The 17,862-nt window shown below is 72.5% G+C and carries 13 protein-coding genes; 8 read left to right on the top strand and 5 right to left on the bottom strand.

The annotated features are described in order from the left end of the window. Positions 1-219: 219 nt before the first annotated feature. Positions 220-933 (bottom strand): hydrogen peroxide-dependent heme synthase, encoded by a 714-nt coding sequence (hemQ, locus tag B7R87_RS27205; RefSeq protein ID WP_006345821.1) that lies wholly within the window; start codon positions 931-933, stop codon positions 220-222. 4 nt (positions 934-937) lie between these two features. Then, positions 938-2,449: a protoporphyrinogen oxidase gene (gene hemG, locus B7R87_RS27200; RefSeq protein ID WP_006345822.1), complete on the bottom strand. Its 1,512-nt coding sequence runs from the start codon at positions 2,447-2,449 to the stop codon at positions 938-940. A 154-nt stretch (positions 2,450-2,603) separates the two neighbouring features. Here hemG and B7R87_RS27195 point away from each other — a divergent pair, with 154 nt between their 5' ends. Together B7R87_RS27195 and B7R87_RS27190 are read left to right on the top strand one after the other, a co-directional pair. Beyond that, the gene (locus tag B7R87_RS27195; protein WP_130584684.1) at positions 2,604-3,605 is read left to right on the top strand and encodes a DUF4349 domain-containing protein; all 1,002 of its coding nucleotides are present in this window, start codon (positions 2,604-2,606) and stop codon (positions 3,603-3,605) included. Between the two features lie 35 nt (positions 3,606-3,640). Beyond that, positions 3,641-5,035, top strand: coding sequence for an FAD-dependent oxidoreductase (locus B7R87_RS27190; protein ID WP_006345824.1), 1,395 nt, complete (start codon positions 3,641-3,643; stop codon positions 5,033-5,035). Positions 5,036-5,082: 47 nt separating this feature from the next. Here the strand turns inward: B7R87_RS27190 and hemE are convergent, their stop codons facing one another. Beyond that, the gene (gene hemE, locus B7R87_RS27185; RefSeq protein ID WP_006345825.1) at positions 5,083-6,147 is read right to left on the bottom strand and encodes a uroporphyrinogen decarboxylase; all 1,065 of its coding nucleotides are present in this window, start codon (positions 6,145-6,147) and stop codon (positions 5,083-5,085) included. 91 nt (positions 6,148-6,238) lie between these two features. On the opposite strand from hemE, the gene B7R87_RS27180 reads away from it, so the two are divergent. The 6 genes from B7R87_RS27180 to B7R87_RS27155 all read left to right on the top strand — a co-directional run bounded on the left by B7R87_RS27180 (position 6,239) and on the right by B7R87_RS27155 (position 14,047). Further along, positions 6,239-6,919 carry a DUF3000 domain-containing protein gene (locus tag B7R87_RS27180; protein ID WP_040913722.1) on the top strand — a complete coding sequence of 227 codons (681 nt, stop codon included), beginning with the start codon at positions 6,239-6,241 and terminating at the stop codon, positions 6,917-6,919. 284 nt (positions 6,920-7,203) lie between these two features. Continuing rightward, complete coding sequence (locus tag B7R87_RS27175) at positions 7,204-7,869, top strand: response regulator transcription factor (RefSeq protein ID WP_006345827.1); 666 nt, start codon at positions 7,204-7,206, stop codon at positions 7,867-7,869. Between the two features lie 78 nt (positions 7,870-7,947). Next, complete coding sequence (locus B7R87_RS27170; protein WP_130584683.1) at positions 7,948-9,234, top strand: HRDC domain-containing protein; 1,287 nt, start codon at positions 7,948-7,950, stop codon at positions 9,232-9,234. Positions 9,235-10,262: 1,028 nt separating this feature from the next. Continuing rightward, entirely contained in the window at positions 10,263-11,480 is a 1,218-nt protein-coding gene (locus tag B7R87_RS27165) for a thiolase family protein (protein ID WP_006345829.1), read from the top strand. Beyond that, entirely contained in the window at positions 11,477-13,603 is a 2,127-nt protein-coding gene (locus tag B7R87_RS27160; protein ID WP_006345830.1) for a 3-hydroxyacyl-CoA dehydrogenase NAD-binding domain-containing protein, read from the top strand. Before B7R87_RS27165 ends, B7R87_RS27160 begins: the two co-directional genes overlap by 4 nt. Before the next feature lie 57 nt (positions 13,604-13,660). Continuing rightward, entirely contained in the window at positions 13,661-14,047 is a 387-nt protein-coding gene (locus B7R87_RS27155) for a PIN domain-containing protein (protein ID WP_130584682.1), read from the top strand. Between the two features lie 5 nt (positions 14,048-14,052). Here the strand turns inward: B7R87_RS27155 and B7R87_RS27150 are convergent, their stop codons facing one another. Then, positions 14,053-15,573, bottom strand: a complete 1,521-nt coding sequence (locus tag B7R87_RS27150; protein WP_006345833.1) for an amino acid permease — start codon at positions 15,571-15,573, stop codon at positions 14,053-14,055. A 134-nt stretch (positions 15,574-15,707) separates the two neighbouring features. Next, positions 15,708-17,633, bottom strand: coding sequence for a 1-deoxy-D-xylulose-5-phosphate synthase (gene dxs / locus B7R87_RS27145; protein ID WP_006345834.1), 1,926 nt, complete (start codon positions 17,631-17,633; stop codon positions 15,708-15,710). Positions 17,634-17,862 lie beyond the last annotated feature (229 nt).

Genomic DNA, 17,862 nt, shown 5'->3' with positions numbered 1-17,862 from the left:
TGCGGACCCGTCCCCGGTCTTCCGGGGGCGGTGCCGCCCCCGGACCTCCTCCGCCGAGCATCTTCTCAGGCCGCGGGCGTGCTTGTGGCAGCAACCGCGTTCTTACCAGGGACCACGCCCCCGACCACCACGGCCGGGGGTCCGGGGGTCGCCCCCCCCGGGACAGCACAGCCCCGGCCCGCGCCCCCGGCCACTGCCGGGGGTCCCGGGGTCCGCCCGTCAGGCGAGGTCCGCCACCAGGTCCGCCACGGACTTCAGCCGGCCGGTGTAGAAGGGGACCTCCTCGCGGACGTGCATCCGGGCCTCCGAGGCGCGCAGATGGCGCATCAGGTCGACGATCCGGTGCAGTTCGTCCGCCTCGAAGGCGAGGAGCCACTCGTAGTCGCCGAGGGAGAACGACGCCACTGTGTTGGCCCGTACGTCCGGGTAGCCGCGGGCCATCTTCCCGTGGTCGGCGAGCATCCGCCGCCGGTCCTCGTCGGGCAGCAGGTACCAGTCGTAGGAGCGGACGAACGGGTAGACGCTCACATAGTCCCGGGCCCGCTCGTCGGCCAGGAAGGCGGGGATGTGGGACTTGTTGAACTCCGCGGGCCGGTGGAGCGCCATATTCGACCACACCGGGACGAGCGCCCGGCCGAAGCGGGTGCGGCGGAAGCGGTTGTACGCGTCCTGCAGCTCGTCCGCGGTCTCGGCGTGCCACCAGATCATCACGTCGGCGTCGGCACGCAGCCCGGAGAGGTCGTACGTGCCGCGGATCGTGACGTCCTCGGCGGCCAGCTTCGCGAACAGCTCCTCGACCTCGTCGGCCCAGCCGGAGCGGTCGTCGGGCAGTACGTCACGGAGCTTGAAGACCGACCACAGCGTGTAGCGGATGACCTCGTTGAGGTCCTTGGCCTTCTTGCCCGCGTTCGGGATCTTTTCTGGCGCACTCATGAGGTCATTGTCCCGCGTCGCTTCCGGCGTCCGTCGCCCGGGTCCGGATGGCGGCGGCCGTGTCCGCCGCGCGCTGTCCGTCGGCGATGCAGGCGGGGATGCCGACGCCGTCGTACGCAGCTCCGCAGACCGCGAGCCCGGGCAGCTTCGCGACCTCCGCGCGGATCCGCGCGGTGCGGTCGAGATGGCCGACGGGATACTGCGGCAGTCCGCCGATCCACCGGGTCACGGTGCTCGCGACGGGCCGGGCGGCGAGCCCGGTGGCGGTGCCGAGGTCGCGCAGGGACACGTCGACGAGTTCGCCGTCCTCCCGGTCCAGATGGTCCTCGTCGCCGTAGCGGCCGACCGAGGTACGCAGAACGGCCAGGCCCTCGGCGGCGGAGGCTTCGTCGGTCCACCGCCATTTGCGGCTGGAGAAGGTGGACGCCTTGATGGTCAGGCCCTCGCCCGTGGGGACGAGGAAGCCGCTGCCGTCCGGCAGGGCCGCGGCGTCCAGGTCGGCGCGGCGGAACGCCAGGGTGATCAGGGTCATCGAGGCGTATTCGATGCGGCCGAGTTCGGCGGCGGCCGCCGGGGACTCCGCGGACAGCAGTTCGGCCGTGGACCAGGCGGGGGTCGCGAGGACGACGGCGTCGGCGGTCAGGGTCTCGCCGCGGTCGGTCCGTACGTGCCAGCCGTCGGCGCCCCGTCCGAGGCCGAGGACCCGGGTGCCGGTGCGCAGCTCGCCGCCCGCCGCGCGGACGGCGTCGGCGACGGCGAGCGGGAGGGTGCCGATCCCGCCGTCGAGGCCGAGGAAGACGGGTCCGGCCTGCTGCCGGGCCGCGGCCGCTTCCTGGACGGCGCGGACGGCGTCGAGGAGGTACGGGTGGCTGCGGGCGGCCTCGAAGAGCGCGGGGACGGCGGCCCGCATCGAGATGCGGTGGGCGTCGCCCGCGTACACCCCGCCGAGGAGCGGGTCCACCAGCCGGTCGACGACCTCCTCGCCGAGGCGGTCGGCGACATAGCGGCCGATGGCGATGTCGTCGCCGACGGCGGCGGGCGGCAGCTCGCGCTCCCGGGCGATGCGCGCCACGCCCTCGGGGGTGAGCAGTCCGGCCAGGGATCCGGCGTCGGCGGGCACGCCCATCACATGGCCCCGGGGCATGGGCCGCAGGGCGCCTCGGGTCCAGACGGATGCGGTCGTGGTGGCCGGGGCCTCCAGCCGGTCCCCGAGTCCGGCGGCGCGGGCCAGATCGGCGGCCTCGGGGCGGCGGGCGAGCATCGACTCGGCGCCCAGATCGACGGGGACGCCCGCGATCTCGCCCAGGGACAGCTTCCCGCCGAGCACGGCGGCGGTCTCCAGCAGGGTGACCCGCCAGCCCGCGGTGGTCAGCCGGTGGGCGGCGGCCAGCCCGGAGATACCGCCGCCGACGACGACGGCACGGCCCGGGGGCGTACCCCCGCCGCTGGTGCCGGGGGCGGTCTGTGTGCCGGGGGCGGCGGCCGTACCTGCGCCGCCGCGGTGCGCGGAATCCATGCCCCCACTCTCTCAAATGCCGTTCCGAGTCCCGAACGTGACCGGTTCGGGACCGCCGGACGGAAACGGTCCGCGGGTGGTTCTCCGTCGGAGTAGCACCGAACGACGGAACACGATGCGGTGCCGGACCTCCGGTTCCGCGCAGGGGGAAGACATGCGTCATCGACGAGTGTTCGCGGCACTGGCGGCGGCCGGGATCCTGGCGGTCTCCGGCTGCTCCGCGGCATCCGACAACGAGAAGTCCGCGGCGGCCCACGACGAGAAGGCGGCCGCCGCGCCGGAGACCGGGGCGGGGGCGGGCCGCGCGGAGGCACCCGGAGGGGCGAAGACCACGGATCCGGCCGGGAAGCCGGGCGCCGGCGGTACGGAGAGCAGAAAGGTCCCGGCCGCCGTCCCGTACCTGATCCGGACCGCCGAACTGCAGCTGGAGGTGGCGGACGTCGGGAAGGCCGCCGCGCACGCCCGGCGGGTCGCCGAGGCCGAGGGCGGCTACGTCGGCGAGGAGTCGTCGGGGTTCGAAACGGGCTCGGACCGCGGTGACACGGACTCGTCCCGGGTGGTGCTGCGGGTGCCGCAGGAGCGGTACGGCGCGGTTCTCGCCGCGCTGTCGAAGGGCGGCAGGCTGCTCGCCCTGGAATCCGACACCAAGGACGTCACCGGCCAGGTCGTGGACACGGAGAGCCGGATCGCCAGCCAGCGGGCCAGTGTGGCGCGGGTACGGGAGCTGATGGACCGCGCGGACAAGCTGAGCGACATCGTGTCGCTGGAGGCCGAGCTGGGCCGCAGGCAGGCGGATCTGGAGTCGCTCCTTGCCCAGCAGGCATCGCTGAAGAACCGGTCCAGCCTGTCGACGATCACCCTCGACTACCAGGAGCCGGCACCGCGCGCCGAGAAGCCGGCGAAGAAGGACGACCCCGGGGTGCTCGACGCCCTCTCCGGCGGCTGGCAGGCGCTGGTGACGGTGGTGCTGTGGATTGTGGTCGTCTTTAGTGCGGTGCTGCCGTTCCTGGTGGTCCTGGCACTGGGCGGGGCCCTGTGGTGGTGGCTGCACGGGCGGGCGCTGCGGGCCCGGCGCGCCCGGCACGAATCCGAGCCCGCGCCCGAGCCCGCGCCCGCTGTCGAAGAGGGGGCGGGCGCCGGACCGGACCGGGGCTGACACCCGGCCCCGCGGGCCGACGTAGCGTGTGTCCCATGGCAGCACAGCGACTGGTGGTCATCGGGGGCGACGCGGCGGGCATGTCCGCCGCGTCGCAGGCACGCAGGTTCCGCACGCCGGACGAGCTGGAGATCGTCGCCTTCGAGCGCGGTCACTTCGCCTCGTACTCGGCGTGCGGGATCCCGTACTGGATCGGCGGGCAGGTCGCGGGGCGGGACGAGCTGATCGCCCGGACGCCCGAGGAGCACCGGGCCCGCGGGATCGACCTGCGGATGCGGACGGAGGTCGTGGAGATCGACCCGGACCGGGGGCGGGTGCGCACCCGGAACCTGGAGAGCGGCGCGGAGTCGTGGACGGGCTGGGACCGGCTGGTGATCGCCACCGGGGCGCGGCCGGTCCGCCCGCCGATCCCCGGGATCGGGGCGCCCGGGGTGCACGGGGTGCAGAACCTCGACGACGGACAGGCCCTCCTCGGCACCCTGGAGACCCTGGGCCCGCCGGGCGGGGCGCAGGGGCGGCGCCGGGCGGTCGTCGTGGGCGCGGGGTACATCGGTGTCGAGATGGCCGAGGCGCTGCTGAACCGCGGCTTCGAGGTCACCGTCCTGAACCGCGGCGAGCAGCCGATGGCGACCCTCGACCCCGATATGGGGCGGCTGGTGCACACGGCGATGGACGGTCTCGGCATCACGACCGTCAACCGGGCCGAGGTCACCGCGATCCGCACCGGCGACGACGGACGGGTACGCGCGGTGGCGACGGCGGACGCCGAGTATCCGGCGGACGTGGTCGTCCTCGGGATCGGGGTGGCACCGGAGACCACGCTCGCCCGGGCCGCCGGGCTGCCCACCGGGGAGCACGGGGGGCTGCTGACGGACCTGTCGATGCGGGTCCGCGGCCGGGACGCGATCTGGGCGGGCGGGGACTGTGTGGAGGTCCTCGACCTGGTGTCGGGCCGGGACCGGTACATCCCGCTCGGAACCCACGCCAACAAGCACGGCCAGATCATCGGCGCGAACATCGGCGGCGGCTACGGCACCTTCCCCGGGGTCGTGGGCACCGCCGTCAGCAAGGTGTGCGATCTGGAGATCGCCAGGACCGGGCTGCGGGAGAAGGACGCGGCGGCGGCCGGACTGCAGTACGTCACCGCGACCGTCGAGTCGACCAGCCGGGCCGGGTACTACCCGGACGCCTCGGAGATGACGGTGAAGATCCTCGCGGAGCGCGGCGCGGGACGGCTCCTCGGGCTCCAGATCGTGGGCCGGGAGGGCGCGGCGAAGCGGGTCGACATCGCGGCGGTGGCGCTGACGGCCGGAATGACCGTCGAGCGGATGACGCTGCTCGACCTCGGCTATGCGCCGCCGTTCTCACCGGTGTGGGACCCGGTCCTGGTCGCGGCCCGCAAGGCGGTGAGTGCCCTCACCGCCGACTGAGACCCGCCGGGCCCCGGGCGCAACGGCCCGGGCCCGGCGGTGACCGGTCAGCGGGCGGTCTCGGTGTGGACGAACTCGGTGAGACGGGTCAGCGCGTCCGGGTCCATCGACGGCAGGACGCCGTGGCCCAGGTTGAAGACATGGCCCTCCAGACCTGCGGCGGCCGCCAGCACCTCGCGGGTCTTCGTCTCGACGGCCTCGCGGGGGGCGAAGAGCACCGCGGGGTCCAGATTGCCCTGGAGCGCCTTCCCGGGGCCCACCCGGCGGGCGGCCTCGTCGAGGGGGACGCGCCAGTCGACGCCGACGACGTCCGCGCCCGCCTCGCCGAGCAGACCGAGCAGCTCGCCCGTACCGACACCGAAGTGGATCCGGGGCACCCCGTATCCGGCGACCGCGTCGAAGACCTTGGTGGACGCGGGCATCACCGAACGCCGGTAGTCCGCCGGGGCGAGGGCACCCACCCAGGAGTCGAAGAGCTGCACGGCGCTCGCACCGGCTTCGATCTGGACCTTGAGGAAGGCGGAGGTGATCTCCGCGAGCCGGTCCAGCAGATCCGCCCACAGCTCCGGATCGCCGTACATCAGCGCCTTGGTGTGCTCGTGGTTGCGGGACGGGCCGCCCTCGACGAGATAGCTGGCGAGGGTGAACGGGGCGCCCGCGAAGCCGATCAGCGGGGTGCCGCCCAGCTCCTCGGTCAGCAGGCCGATGGCCTCCGTGACGTACCAGACGTCCTCCGGGGTCAGATCCCGCAGCCTGGCGAGGTCGGCGCGGCTGCGGATCGGCTCGGCGACGACAGGCCCCACCCCGGGCTTGATGTCGAGGTCGATGCCGATGGCCTTGAGCGGGACGACGATGTCGCTGAAGTAGATCGCGGCGTCCACGCCGTGCCGGCGCACCGGCTGCAGGGTGATCTCCTTGACCAGCTCCGGCCGCATGCAGGACTCCAGCATCGGAATGCCCTCACGGACCTTCAGATACTCCGGCAGCGAGCGCCCCGCCTGGCGCATGAACCAGACCGGGGTGTGCGGCACCGGCTCACGGCGGCAGGCCTTCAGAAAGGCTGAATCGTACGTCTTCGGCTGCTGGCCCAGGGGGCGGTCGTCGGCGCTCACGCACCGAATCCTCCCACGGCCGGGAAAAGCAGCGGACCGGCCCGGGTGTCCTTCCCTGCGCGGAAGCCGCGTTCCGCCTAGTCTTCCCCGCATGGCTGCGGCTCAGGGACGTTTTTCCGATCATGCTGAACATTCACACCCGGACGGTGGCGCCCCGGAGGGCGACACCGTCCCGAGGGCGTTCCGGCGGGCGGTGGAGGCACTGCGGGGCGCCGGGCTGCGCCCCGAGATCGAAGTGGACCCGGCCCGCGCCCCGCAGAAGCTGGCGCCGTACGCGTACGCGCTGGAGGCGGCGGTCGTCGAGGACGACGAGGACCTGGCGGACGGGCGGCTGGTGCTGCTCCACGATCCGGCCGGGCACGAGGCCTGGCACGGCACCTTCCGGCTGGTGACCCTGGTCCGGGCCGAACTGGAGCCGGAGATGGCCGCGGATCCGCTGCTGCCGGAGGTCTGCTGGTCGTGGCTGACGGGCGCGCTGGAGGCTCGCGGGCTGTCGTACGGGGAGGCGAGCGGGACCGTCACCCGGGCGGGCTCTCACTACTTCGGAGGACTTTCGCCGCGGCGCCCCGCGACCCAGATCGAGATCCGGGCGTCCTGGACGCCCGAGGAGGGTCCCGGCGGGGTCCCGGACACCGCCGCACACCTCGCGGCCTGGTGCGATCTGCTCTGTCAGCTCGCCGGGCTGCCCCCCGCCCCGGGGGGCGGTCCGGAGCCGGTGACGGGGGTGGTGAGCCTGCCGCAGCGGCGGGGACCGCAGCACCGCCGGGATTGACGGCGTCACGGCACGGCCGCGCGGCCCGGGATACTCCTCCCGGGCCGCGCGGCCGTTTCCGTCCGTGCTGCTGCCCGCCGCGCTGCGCGGGGCCGGGGAGATCACTCGTAGGATGATCGAGCACACGTCCGAATTGCACCAATTGTTACTCACTGAATAGTGATCATTCCCTAAAGGACACCCGACGGGCTGCCGAAGAGGTCAATGACCCTAACTTCACGGAATGCCCCGGCTTCATCCCCGAGCCGGCCCCGTCCCCGCACCTTCCCCCCAGGAGGAGCCCGGTGTCCGTCCTTCTCGAGCAGCCCGCAAGCCTGGTCGCCTACCGTCCGAACAAGCCGACCGCGATGGTCGTCGTGGCCGATCCGCGCGTCCGCTCCACCGTCACCCGCCACCTGTGGGCGCTCGGCGTCCGGGACGTGATCGAGGCCTCGTCCATCGCGGAGGCCCGCCCCCGCATCGGCAACCCCCGCGACATCTGCGTCGCCGACGTCCACCTGCCCGACGGATCCGGGCTCACCCTCCTCTCCGAGACCCGCGCCGCGGGCTGGCCGAACGGCCTCGCCCTCTCCGCCGCCGACGACATCGGCGCCGTCCGCAACGCCCTGGCGGGCGGGGTGAAGGGCTATGTCGTCACCGGCACCCGCACCAACATCGGGCACCCCACCCGGCCCGGCGCGGCCCCCATCGGCGCCGCCGCGGCCCGGCTCGGCCACCGCCGTCCGCCGGGTGCCCCCAGCCACCCGGGCGGCTACCGGGAGCTCTCCGGCCGCGAGGTCGAGGTCCTGCGGCTGGTGGCGGAGGGCCAGTCGAACAAGGCCATCGGCGTCTCCATGGGCCTGTCGGCGCTCACCGTGAAAAGCCATCTGGCGCGGATCGCGCGCAAGCTCGGCACCGGCGACCGGGCCGGAATGGTCGCCGTCGCCCTGCGCACGGGCATCATCCACTGACCCCTTCGCTCCCCCATGCGCCTGTCGGCGGATCGTTTCCGTCGACAGGCGCGCCGGGTTCACGGATACCCTTGACACGTGACCGACGCCCATAACCCCGCAGCAGAGACCGCACTGCGAACCGCCGGGGGCGCTCCCCCGGACGCCGGCGTCGCAGCCGAAGACAGCCCCACTCCCCTGCTGGAGCCCCGCGAGGGCATCCCCCCGGTAGTGGCCGACGCCGAAGCACTGGCGGCCGTCGTCGCCGCATTCGCGGCGGGCACCGGCCCCGTCGCCGTCGACGCCGAACGCGCCTCCGGCTACCGCTACGGCCAGCGCGCCTACCTCGTCCAGCTGCGCCGCGAGGGCGCGGGCAGCGCCCTGATCGACCCCGTCGGCTGCCCCGACCTCACCTCCCTCGGCGACGCACTCTCCGACACCGAGTGGATCCTCCACGCCGCGACCCAGGACCTGCCCTGCCTCCGCGAAATAGGCATGGTCCCCACCCGGCTCTTCGACACCGAGCTGGCCGGGCGGCTCGCCGGCTTCCCCCGCGTCGGCCTCGGCGCGATGGTCGAATCCGTCCTCGGGTACGCCCTGGAGAAGGGCCACTCCGCCGTCGACTGGTCCACCCGGCCGCTGCCCGAGCCCTGGCTGCGGTATGCCGCGCTCGACGTCGAGCTGCTGATCGACCTGCGGGACGCGCTGGAGAAGGAGCTGGACCGGCAGGGCAAGCTGGAATGGGCCCGGCAGGAGTTCGACGCCATCGCCACCGCCCCGCCGCCCGCCCCCCGCAAGGACCCCTGGCGCCGCACCTCCGGTATGCACAAGGTGCGCCGCCGCCGGCAGATGGCGGTCGTACGGGAGCTGTGGACCACCCGGGACCGGATCGCCCAGCGGCGCGACGTCTCCCCCGGCAAGGTCCTCGGTGACGCGGCCATCGTCGAGGCCGCGCTGGCCGTACCGCCGAACACCCATGCCCTGGCCGGGCTCAACGGCTTCGGACACCGGATGGGGCGGCGCCAGCTCGAACAGTGGCAGGCCGCGATCGACCGGGCGCGGGCCCTGCCGGACGTGGAGCTGCCGCAGCCCGGCCAGCCGATGACCGGCCCCCCGCCGCCGAGGGCCTGGGCGGACAAGGACCCGGCCGCGGCGGCCCGGCTCTCCGCGGCCCGGACGGCGGTCTCGGCGCTCGCGGAGGAGCTGAACCTGCCGCAGGAGAACCTGATCTCACCGGACACGGTGCGGCGGATCTGCTGGGAGCCGCCGGCGGACACGAGCCCGGACGCGGTCGCGGCGGCGCTCTCGGCGCTGGGCGCCCGCCCCTGGCAATCCACCCTGACCTCGGTCCCCCTCTCCAGGGCCCTGACCCCTCCGGGGCGGTAACCGGGGGGCGGGGGCGCCTCCCGCTCGGGGGCCTGTACCCCCAGGCCCCCGAGGTGGGGCCACACGGGCTCCCGCGCCTGGGGGTGCTGCCACCGCGGCGGCGAGCGCCGCGCCCGGCGGGGTTTGCTTTCCGGCTGCGGGCCGTGTGTGGCTGGTCGCGCCGTTCCTCGCGCCCCTTTCTTGTTCTGTTCGCTCCTGCGGGGTGCGGGTCCTCCGGTGGTCGAGTTGCGTCACTCCGTGGGGTAGGCCCGGGGTCTTGTCGGGTGCGGCCGGGTCGTGGGCCTCCGGGCTCACCTCCTCGCGGCCTGCGATGCACTGCCCTCCGGCGAGCCGTGCTTGTCGCAGGTCCGCTGCGGGGGCGACCCTGCACCCCCCTCCCGAGACACCCGACTTGACCAAGGGGACGAGGAGTTTCCTCAGTCACCCACCACGGGGCGGAGGAGCCTTCGGGGGTGCCTGTGCCCCGAGAGGGTGGTGTCTTCCGGGGCGGTGATCAGGAGAGATTCCCCTCCCCGGTGACGCGCGACAACTCGGGGACCTTGGGCGCCTGATCAGGTCGGGATCACGTGGGAGGGGGGTGCAGGGTCGCCCCCCGCTGGGGGTACCCCCAAAGGCAGCTTTGGGGGCCAGGCTGCGAAAAGGCCGGACGCGCTTCGGGGCGGTGCATCGCAGTCTGCGAGGAGGTGAGCCCGGAGGCCACCGACCCACCCGAACCCGGCAGGACCGGCGACCTACACCACGGAGCAACGGTCACCCAATCTTTCAGCCCCGCCGGCGCTTGAGGCGCAGGAGCACCAGCACCCCGCGGGCAACGGGCCCCCGGGGACCCCGGGGCGAGCAACCCCAGCGGGAGGCGCCCCCGCGGGAAACCCCCACCCCGGGCCGCGGCCCGAGGCGCAAGGACCCGGGAATGTGACGCCGCTCGCAGAGCAAGGGGTGGGCACCGGGGTTACCGGTAAGTAGCATGAGGCAAGCGCGCGCTCAGCGCACCCGCAGCAGTGCCACCCCGCACCTGGAGGAGAGCCATCGTGCCTCGTACCCTCAGGGACGTCGTCTTCGTCGACGGCGTCCGCACCCCGTTCGGCAAGGCGGGCCCGAAGGGCATCTACCACGAGACCCGCGCCGACGATCTGATCGTGAAGGCGATCCGGGAGCTGCTGCGCCGCAACCCGGCCCTCGACCCCGCGAAGATCGACGAGGTCGCCGTCGCGGCGACCACGCAGATCGGTGACCAGGGGCTGACCATCGGCCGGACCGCCGGTATCCTCGCCGGGCTGCCGCAGTCCGTGCCGGGTTACTCGGTGGACCGGATGTGCGCGGGCGCGCTGACCGCCGTGACGACGACCGCCGGGTCGATCGCCTTCGGCGCGTACGACGCCGTGATCGCGGGCGGTGTGGAGCACATGGGCCGCCACCCGATGGGCGAGGGCGTCGACCCGAACCCCCGGTTCGTCTCGGAGAAGCTGGTCGACGAGTCCGCCCTCTTCATGGGCATGACCGCGGAGAACCTGCACGACCGCTACCCCTCCATCACCAAGCGGCGCGCCGACGAGTACGCCGTGCGGTCCCAGGAGAAGGCGGCGAAGGCGTACGCGAACGGAAAGATCCAGCAGGATCTGGTGCCGGTCGCGATCCGCCGCACCAGCCCCGAGGGCGGGGAGACCGGCTGGGGCCTGGCCACGCAGGACGAGCCGATGCGCCCGGGCACCACGTTGGAGAACCTGGCCGGGCTGAAGACCCCGTTCCGTACCCACGGCCGGGTCACGGCGGGCAACGCCGCCGGGCTCAACGACGGCGCCACCGCCGCGGTGATCGCCTCCGAGGAGTTCGCCCGGGCGAACGGCCTGCCGGTGAAGATGCGCCTGGTGGCCTACTCCTTCGCCGGGGTGGAGCCGGAGGTGATGGGGTACGGACCGATCCCGGCCACCGAGAAGGCGCTGGCCCAGGCGGGTCTGGGGATCGGGGACATCGGCCTGTTCGAGATCAACGAGGCGTTCGCGGTCCAGGTGCTGGCCTTCCTGGAGCACTACGGCATCGCCGACGACGATCCGCGGGTCAACCAGTACGGCGGCGCGATCGCCTTCGGCCACCCGCTGGCCTCCTCCGGTGTCCGGCTGATGACCCAGCTGGCCCGGCAGTTCGAGGAGCAGCCCGAGGTCCGTTACGGCCTCACCACGATGTGCGTCGGCTTCGGCATGGGCGCCACCGTCATCTGGGAGAACCCGCACTTCGAGGGGGACAAGTGAGCACCACCGCCGAACTGCTCAAGGGCGCGGCCGAGTTGTTTCCGGACGAGGTCGTCACCACCGCGCACGTACGCCATCTGGAGCTTCCCGGCGCCGGCCGCTTCGCGCTGATCACGCTGGACAACGGTCTGGACCACACCAAGCCGACCACCTTCGGCCCCCAGTCGCTGGCCAACCTGGATGCCGCGATCGACCAGGTCGAGCGGGAGGCCGCGGACGGTGAGATCGTGGGTGCCGGGCTGACCGGCAAGCCGTTCATCTTCGCCGTGGGCGCCGATCTCAAGGGCGTCGAGCTGCTGGGGCGCCACGAGGACGCGCTCGCCATCGGCAAGGGCGGCCACGACGTCTTCAAGCGGCTCGCCGGGCTCGCCGTGCCGACCTTCGCGTACTACAACGGCGCGTCGATGGGCGGCGGCGTCGAGGTCGGGCTGCACTGCACGTACCGCACGGTCTCGCGGGCGGTCCCGGCGTTCTCGCTGCCCGAGGTCTTCCTCGGTCTGGTGCCCGGCTGGGGCGGCTGTGCGCTGCTGCCGAATCTGATCGGCGCGGACCGTGCAGTGACGGTGATCATCGAGAACTCCCTCAACCAGAACCGCCAGCTCAAGGGCGGCCAGGTATTCGAGCTGGGGATCGCGGACGCGCTCTTCGACGGCGCCGACTTCCTGGAGCAGTCGCTGCTGTGGACCGCCTCGGTCCTGCGCGGCGAGACCGTGGTGGAGCGGGCCGAGGTGGACCGCGGCGAGGGCTGGGACGCGGCCGTCGCCCGGGGCCGGGCGATCGCCGACGCCAAGGTGCACGGTGCCGCTCCGGCGGCCTACCGCGCCCTGGAGATCATCGCGGCCGCGAAGGACGGTGACCTCCAGGCCGGTTTCGACGCCGAGGACCGGGCGCTGGCGGATCTGATCATGGGCGGTGAGCTGCGCAGCGGTCTGTACGCCTTCAACCTGGTGCAGAAGCGCGCCAAGCGGCCCGCGGGCGCCCCGGACCGGAGCCTGGCCCGCCCGGTCACCAAGGTCGGCGTGGTGGGCGCGGGCCTGATGGCCTCCCAGCTGGCGCTGCTGTTCCTGCGCCGCCTCGAAGTGCCGGTCGTGCTGACCGATATCGACCAGGAGCGGATCGACAAGGGCGTGGGCTATGTCCGTGCCGAGATCGACAAGCTGCTCGGCAAGGGCCGGATCAACCAGGACCAGGCCAACCGGCTGAAGGCCCTGGTGACGGGTGTCCTGGACAAGGCGGAGGGTTTCGCCGACGCGGACTTCGTGATCGAGGCCGTCTTCGAGGAGATGGGCGTCAAGCAGCAGGTGTTCGCGGAGGTCGAGGCCGTGGCCCCGGCGCACGCGATCCTGGCGACCAACACCTCCTCCCTCTCGGTCTCCGAGATGGCGTCAAAGCTGAAGCACCCGGAGCGGGTCGTCGGCTTCCACTTCTTCAACCCGGTGGCGATCCTGCCGCTGCTGGAGATCGTCCGCGGGGAGCGGACCGACGAGGCGTCGCTGGCGACGGCCTTCGCCGTGGCGAAGCAGCTGAAGAAGACGGCCGTCCTGGTCAAGGACGCCCCGGCGTTCGTCGTGAACCGGATCCTGACCCGCTTCATGGGCGAGATCCAGAACGTGATCGACGAGGGCACTCCGGTGGCGACGGCGGAGCGGGCGGTGGAGCCGCTGGGTCTGCCGATGTCGCCGCTGGTGCTGCTGGAGCTGGTGGGCCCGGCGATCGGTCTGCATGTGTCCGAGACCCTCAACCGCGCCTTCCCGGACCGTTTCACGGTCTCCCCCAATCTGGCCGCGGTGGTCAAGGCGGGCAAGCGGGGCTTCTACGTCTACGATTCCGGGCGGCCGGAGCTGGACCCGGAGGTCGCGGCGCTGCTGGTGCAGGGCGATGCGGTGCTGACCGAGGAGCAGGTACGGGCCCGGGTGCTGGAGGCGGTGGCGCAGGAGATCGGGCTGATGCTCGACGAGGGCGTCGTGGCCGAGGCGCAGGACATCGACCTCTGTCTGATCACGGGTGCGGGCTGGCCGTTCCATCTGGGCGGCATCACCCCGTACCTCGACCGTGAGGGCGTGTCCGAGCGGGTCAACGGCAAGCCGTTCCTGGCGCCGGGTGTGGCGAGCGTGCCCGCGTAGCGTGGTGTACGAAGGGGCCGTACGGATCAGTTCCGTACGGCCCCTTTCCGTTGCCTGATGGGACCGGTGATGGTGACTCTGCTGATCGTCGACGGCGCGAACGTCGTGGGCTCGGTGCCCGACGGCTGGTGGCGGGACCGGCGCGCCGCGGCCGGAAGGCTGCGGGACCGGCTGGTGCCGTACGCGGACAACGGCCTGCCGGGGGTGCCGGGTCCGCTGGAGATCGTGCTGGTGGTGGAGGGCGCGGCGCGGGGTACGGCCCCGGTGCCGGGCGTCCGGGTGGACGAGGCGCCCGGCAGCGGTGACGACCGGATCGCCGAGCTGGTCGCCGAGGCGGCCCCGGAGCGGCCGTGTGTGGTCGTCACGGCAGATCGGGGGCTGCGCGAGCGGGTGACCGCCGCGGGCGGCCGGACGGTCGGCCCACGGGCGGTCTACGGGCCCTGAGGGCTCTACGCGGGGGTGCGCTCGTCCTCCGCGCGCTTGCCGAGGCGGCTGTGCCGGCGCCCGTACACGTAGTAGACGATCACGCCGAGCGCCATCCACAGCCCGAACCGCAGCCAGGTCTCGGCGGGCAGATTGAGCATCAGCCAGACGGACGCGGCGACCGAGGCGATCGGCAGCCAGGGCACCAGCGGGGTGCGGAAGGCGCGCGGCAGGTCGGGGCGGGTGCGGCGGAGGATGAGCACGCCGAGGGCGACCACGACGAACGCGAACAGCGTGCCGATGTTCACCAGCACGGCCAGTTCCTGGATGTTGGTGAATCCGGCGACGATCGCGATGACGACGCCGAGCAGGATCGTGGCGCGGTAGGGGGTGCGGAAGGTGGGGTGGGTGACGGAGAAGAACCGCGGCAGCAGCCCGTCCCGGCTCATGGCGAAGAACACCCGGGTCTGGCCGAGCAGCAGGATCAGACAGACCGACATCAGGCCGATGACGGCGCCGAAGCTGATGACGCCCGCGTACCAGGGGTGTCCGGTGGATTTGAAGGCGTCGGCGAGCGGTGCGTCGATGGACAGGTCGGTGTAGTGCTGCATACCGGTGACGACGATGGAGACGGCGACGTAGAGCACGGTGCAGATGAACAGGGAGCCGATGATGCCGCGGGGCATGTCCCGCTGCGGCAGCCGGGTCTCCTCGGCGGCGGTGGCGACCACGTCGAAGCCGATGAAGGCGAAGAACACGACGGAGGCGGCGGTGAAGATGCCGAGGACGCCGAAGTTGGTGGGGGCGTAGCCGAACAGCAGCTGCACCAGGGGTTCCTGGAGGCCGGATTCGCCGGTCTGCGGTTGGGCCGGGGGGATGAAGGGGTCCCAGTTGGAGACCTTGATGAAGAAGGATCCGGCGACGATCACGATCAGTACGACCACGACCTTGATGGCCACGATCAGGCTGGTGACCCGGGCGGAGAGCTTCATTCCGGCGACGAGTACCGCGGTGAGCGCCAGCACCAGCAGGAACGCCAGCAGGTCGAAGCCGAAACCGGTGATGTCGTTGGTGCCGGACAGGGCGTCGGGGAGCTGCCAGCCGATGTTCTCCATCAGGGAGCGCAGATAGCCGGACCAGCCGACCGCGACCACCGCCGTACCCAGGGCGAACTCCAGGACGAGGTCCCAGCCGATGATCCAGGCGGGCAGCTCGCCGAGGGAGGCGTAGGCGAAGGTGTAGGCGGATCCGGCGACGGGCACGGTGGAGGCGAACTCGGCGTAGCAGAGGGCGGCCAGCGCGCAGACGACGCCCGCGACGACGAAGGCGAGTGAGGTGGCGGGGCCCGCGTTCTCCTTGGCGACGGCCCCGGTCAGCACGAAGATGCCGGTGCCGATGATGACGCCGACGCCGAAGACCGTGAGGTCGAGCGCGGAGAGGGATTTCCTGAGCGCGTGCTCGGGCTCCTCGGTGTCCCGGATGGACTGCTCGACGGTCTTCGTACGGAACGCGCCCGCCCTGGGCGCGGGGTCGGTCTCTGTGCTCACCGGGGACCTCCACAGGTGTCGTCCCGACATGATCGGGACGAGTGGTGGTCCGGAAGGGTCCGTACGGGTGGGTTTCACGCGAATGGGCCCGGCAGGACCACCCGTCAGGGGTGGTCCCACCGGGCCCGTACGCGTCAGTCGCGGACCGGCTCCGCGGACTCGGTCTCGGCGCTCTCGTCGAAGCGGCCGTCCAGCCGGGAGACCAGCCCGGTGACCTGGCGGGCGATATCGGGCGCGGTCAGCCCGATCTCGGTGAGCAGTTCGGCGCGGGACGCATGGTCGAGGAAGCGCGGCGGGATACCGAAATCGCGCAGCGGTACGTCGACGTTCGCGTCGCGCAGCGCCTGGGCGACGGCGGCGCCCACGCCTCCGGTGCGGATACCGTCCTCGACGGTGACGACGACCCGGTGGCGGTCGGCGAGCGGGACGAGGGCCTCGTCGACCGGCTTGACCCAGCGGGGGTCGACCACGGTGGTGGAGATGCCCTGCTGGTCGAGGAGGCCGGCGATCTCCAGGCACATCGGGGCGAGCGCGCCGACGGAGACGAGGAGGACGTCCGGGGTGTCCGTGCCGGGCTCCCGGAGCACGTCCATACCGCCGATCCGGCCGACGGCCTTGACCGCGGGGCCGACCGCGCCCTTGGAGAAGCGGACGACGGTGGGCGCGTCGTCGACGCTGACCGCCTCCCGCAGCTGCGCGCGCACCTGGTCGGCGTCGCGCGGTGCGGCGATCCGCAGACCGGGGACGACCTGGAGGATGGACATGTCCCACATGCCGTTGTGGGAAGCGCCGTCGGTGCCGGTGATACCGGCCCGGTCGAGGACGAAGGTGACGCCGCAGCGGTGCAGGGCGACGTCCATCAGGACCTGGTCGAAGGCGCGGTTGAGGAAGGTCGCGTAGACGGCGAAGACGGGGTGGACGCCGCCGGTGGCCAGGCCGGCGGCGGAGGCCGCGCCGTGCTGTTCGGCGATGCCGACGTCGTACACCCGGTCGGGGAAGGCCTTGGCGAACTTTTCCAGGCCGACGGGCTGGAGCATGGCGGCGGTGATGGCGACCACGTCCGGCCGCTCCTCGCCGAGCTTCACCATCTCCTCGCCGAAGACGGACGTCCAGTCGAGGCCGGAAGAGGCGATCGGCAGCCCGGTGTCGGGGTGGATCTTGCCGACGGCGTGGAAGCGGTCGGCCTCGTCCTGGAGGGCGGGCTGGTAGCCGCGGCCCTTCTCGGTGAGGCAGTGGATGATCACCGGGCCGTTGAAGCGCTTGGCGCGGGCCAGCGCGGACTCCAGCGCCTCCAGGTCGTGGCCGTCGATGGGGCCGACGTACTTCAGGCCGAGGTCCTCGAACATGCCCTGGGGGGCGATGAAGTCCTTGAGGCCCTTCTTGGCGCCGTGCAGCGTCTCGTAGAGCGGTTTGCCGACGACGGGGGTGCGGCCGAGGAGGTCCTTGCCGCGGGCCAGGAAGCGCTCGTACCCGTCGGTGGTACGGAGGGTGGCGAGGTGGTTGGCGAGGCCGCCGATCGTGGGCGCGTAGGACCGCTCGTTGTCGTTGACGACGATCACCAGGGGACGGTCCTTGGCGGCGGCGATGTTGTTCAGCGCCTCCCAGGCCATTCCGCCGGTCAGGGCCCCGTCGCCGATGACGGCGACGACATGGTCGTCCTTGCCGAGCACCTCGTTGGCCTTGGCGATGCCGTCGGCCCAGCCGAGGACCGTGGAGGCGTGCGAGTTCTCGATGACGTCGTGGTCGGACTCGGCCTGGGAGGGGTAGCCGGAGAGCCCGCCCTTCATCTTCAGCCGGGAGAAGTCCTGGCGGCCGGTGAGCAGCTTGTGCACATAGCTCTGGTGGCCGGTGTCCCACAGGATCCGGTCACTCGGGGAGTCGAAGACCCGGTGCAGGGCGATGGTCAGCTCGACCACACCCAGATTGGGGCCCAGGTGGCCGCCGGTCTTGGAGACCGCGTCCACGAGGAAGGTCCGGATCTCCGCGGCCAGCTTGACGAGCTGCTCCGGGCTGAGCGTGTCCAGATCGCGCGGTCCCCTGATACGGGTAAGCAGCGTCACCCGTGCCTCCTTGCGTGTTGAGCTGGGCGTCTGAGGGCAGTGCCGTGATCCCCGGTGGGCGCGGGATCGGCGGGACAGCGGCCCTTGGCTGGTCGAATCGTCGCCGTCGTTCGTGGTGATCTGACCGAGTCTAGTGTTTGGGCTCTGCGGCGCGACCGAAGGGGCGGGCCGTCACCTCGCGAACAACTGAACGCCCCCACAGTTGAACGGTGCCGGGGCGCCGTCCGGC

Source organism: Streptomyces tsukubensis (genome assembly GCF_003932715.1).
In the GTDB taxonomy this organism is placed as follows: domain Bacteria; phylum Actinomycetota; class Actinomycetes; order Streptomycetales; family Streptomycetaceae; genus Streptomyces; species Streptomyces tsukubensis.
The sequence above is the reverse complement of the archived record's forward strand: the minus strand, read 5'-3'. Positions and strand labels throughout refer to the sequence as shown.

Coding starts and splice junctions, on each gene's coding strand:
- hemG (WP_006345822.1), bottom strand. CDS start 2,449: ATGGATTCCGCGCACCGCGGCGGCGCAGGTACGGCCGCCGCCCCCGGC.
- B7R87_RS27190 (WP_006345824.1), top strand. CDS start 3,641: ATGGCAGCACAGCGACTGGTGGTCATCGGGGGCGACGCGGCGGGCATG.
- hemQ (WP_006345821.1), bottom strand. CDS start 933: ATGAGTGCGCCAGAAAAGATCCCGAACGCGGGCAAGAAGGCCAAGGAC.
- B7R87_RS27195 (WP_130584684.1), top strand. CDS start 2,604: ATGCGTCATCGACGAGTGTTCGCGGCACTGGCGGCGGCCGGGATCCTG.
- B7R87_RS27180 (WP_040913722.1), top strand. CDS start 6,239: ATGGCTGCGGCTCAGGGACGTTTTTCCGATCATGCTGAACATTCACAC.
- B7R87_RS27155 (WP_130584682.1), top strand. CDS start 13,661: ATGGGACCGGTGATGGTGACTCTGCTGATCGTCGACGGCGCGAACGTC.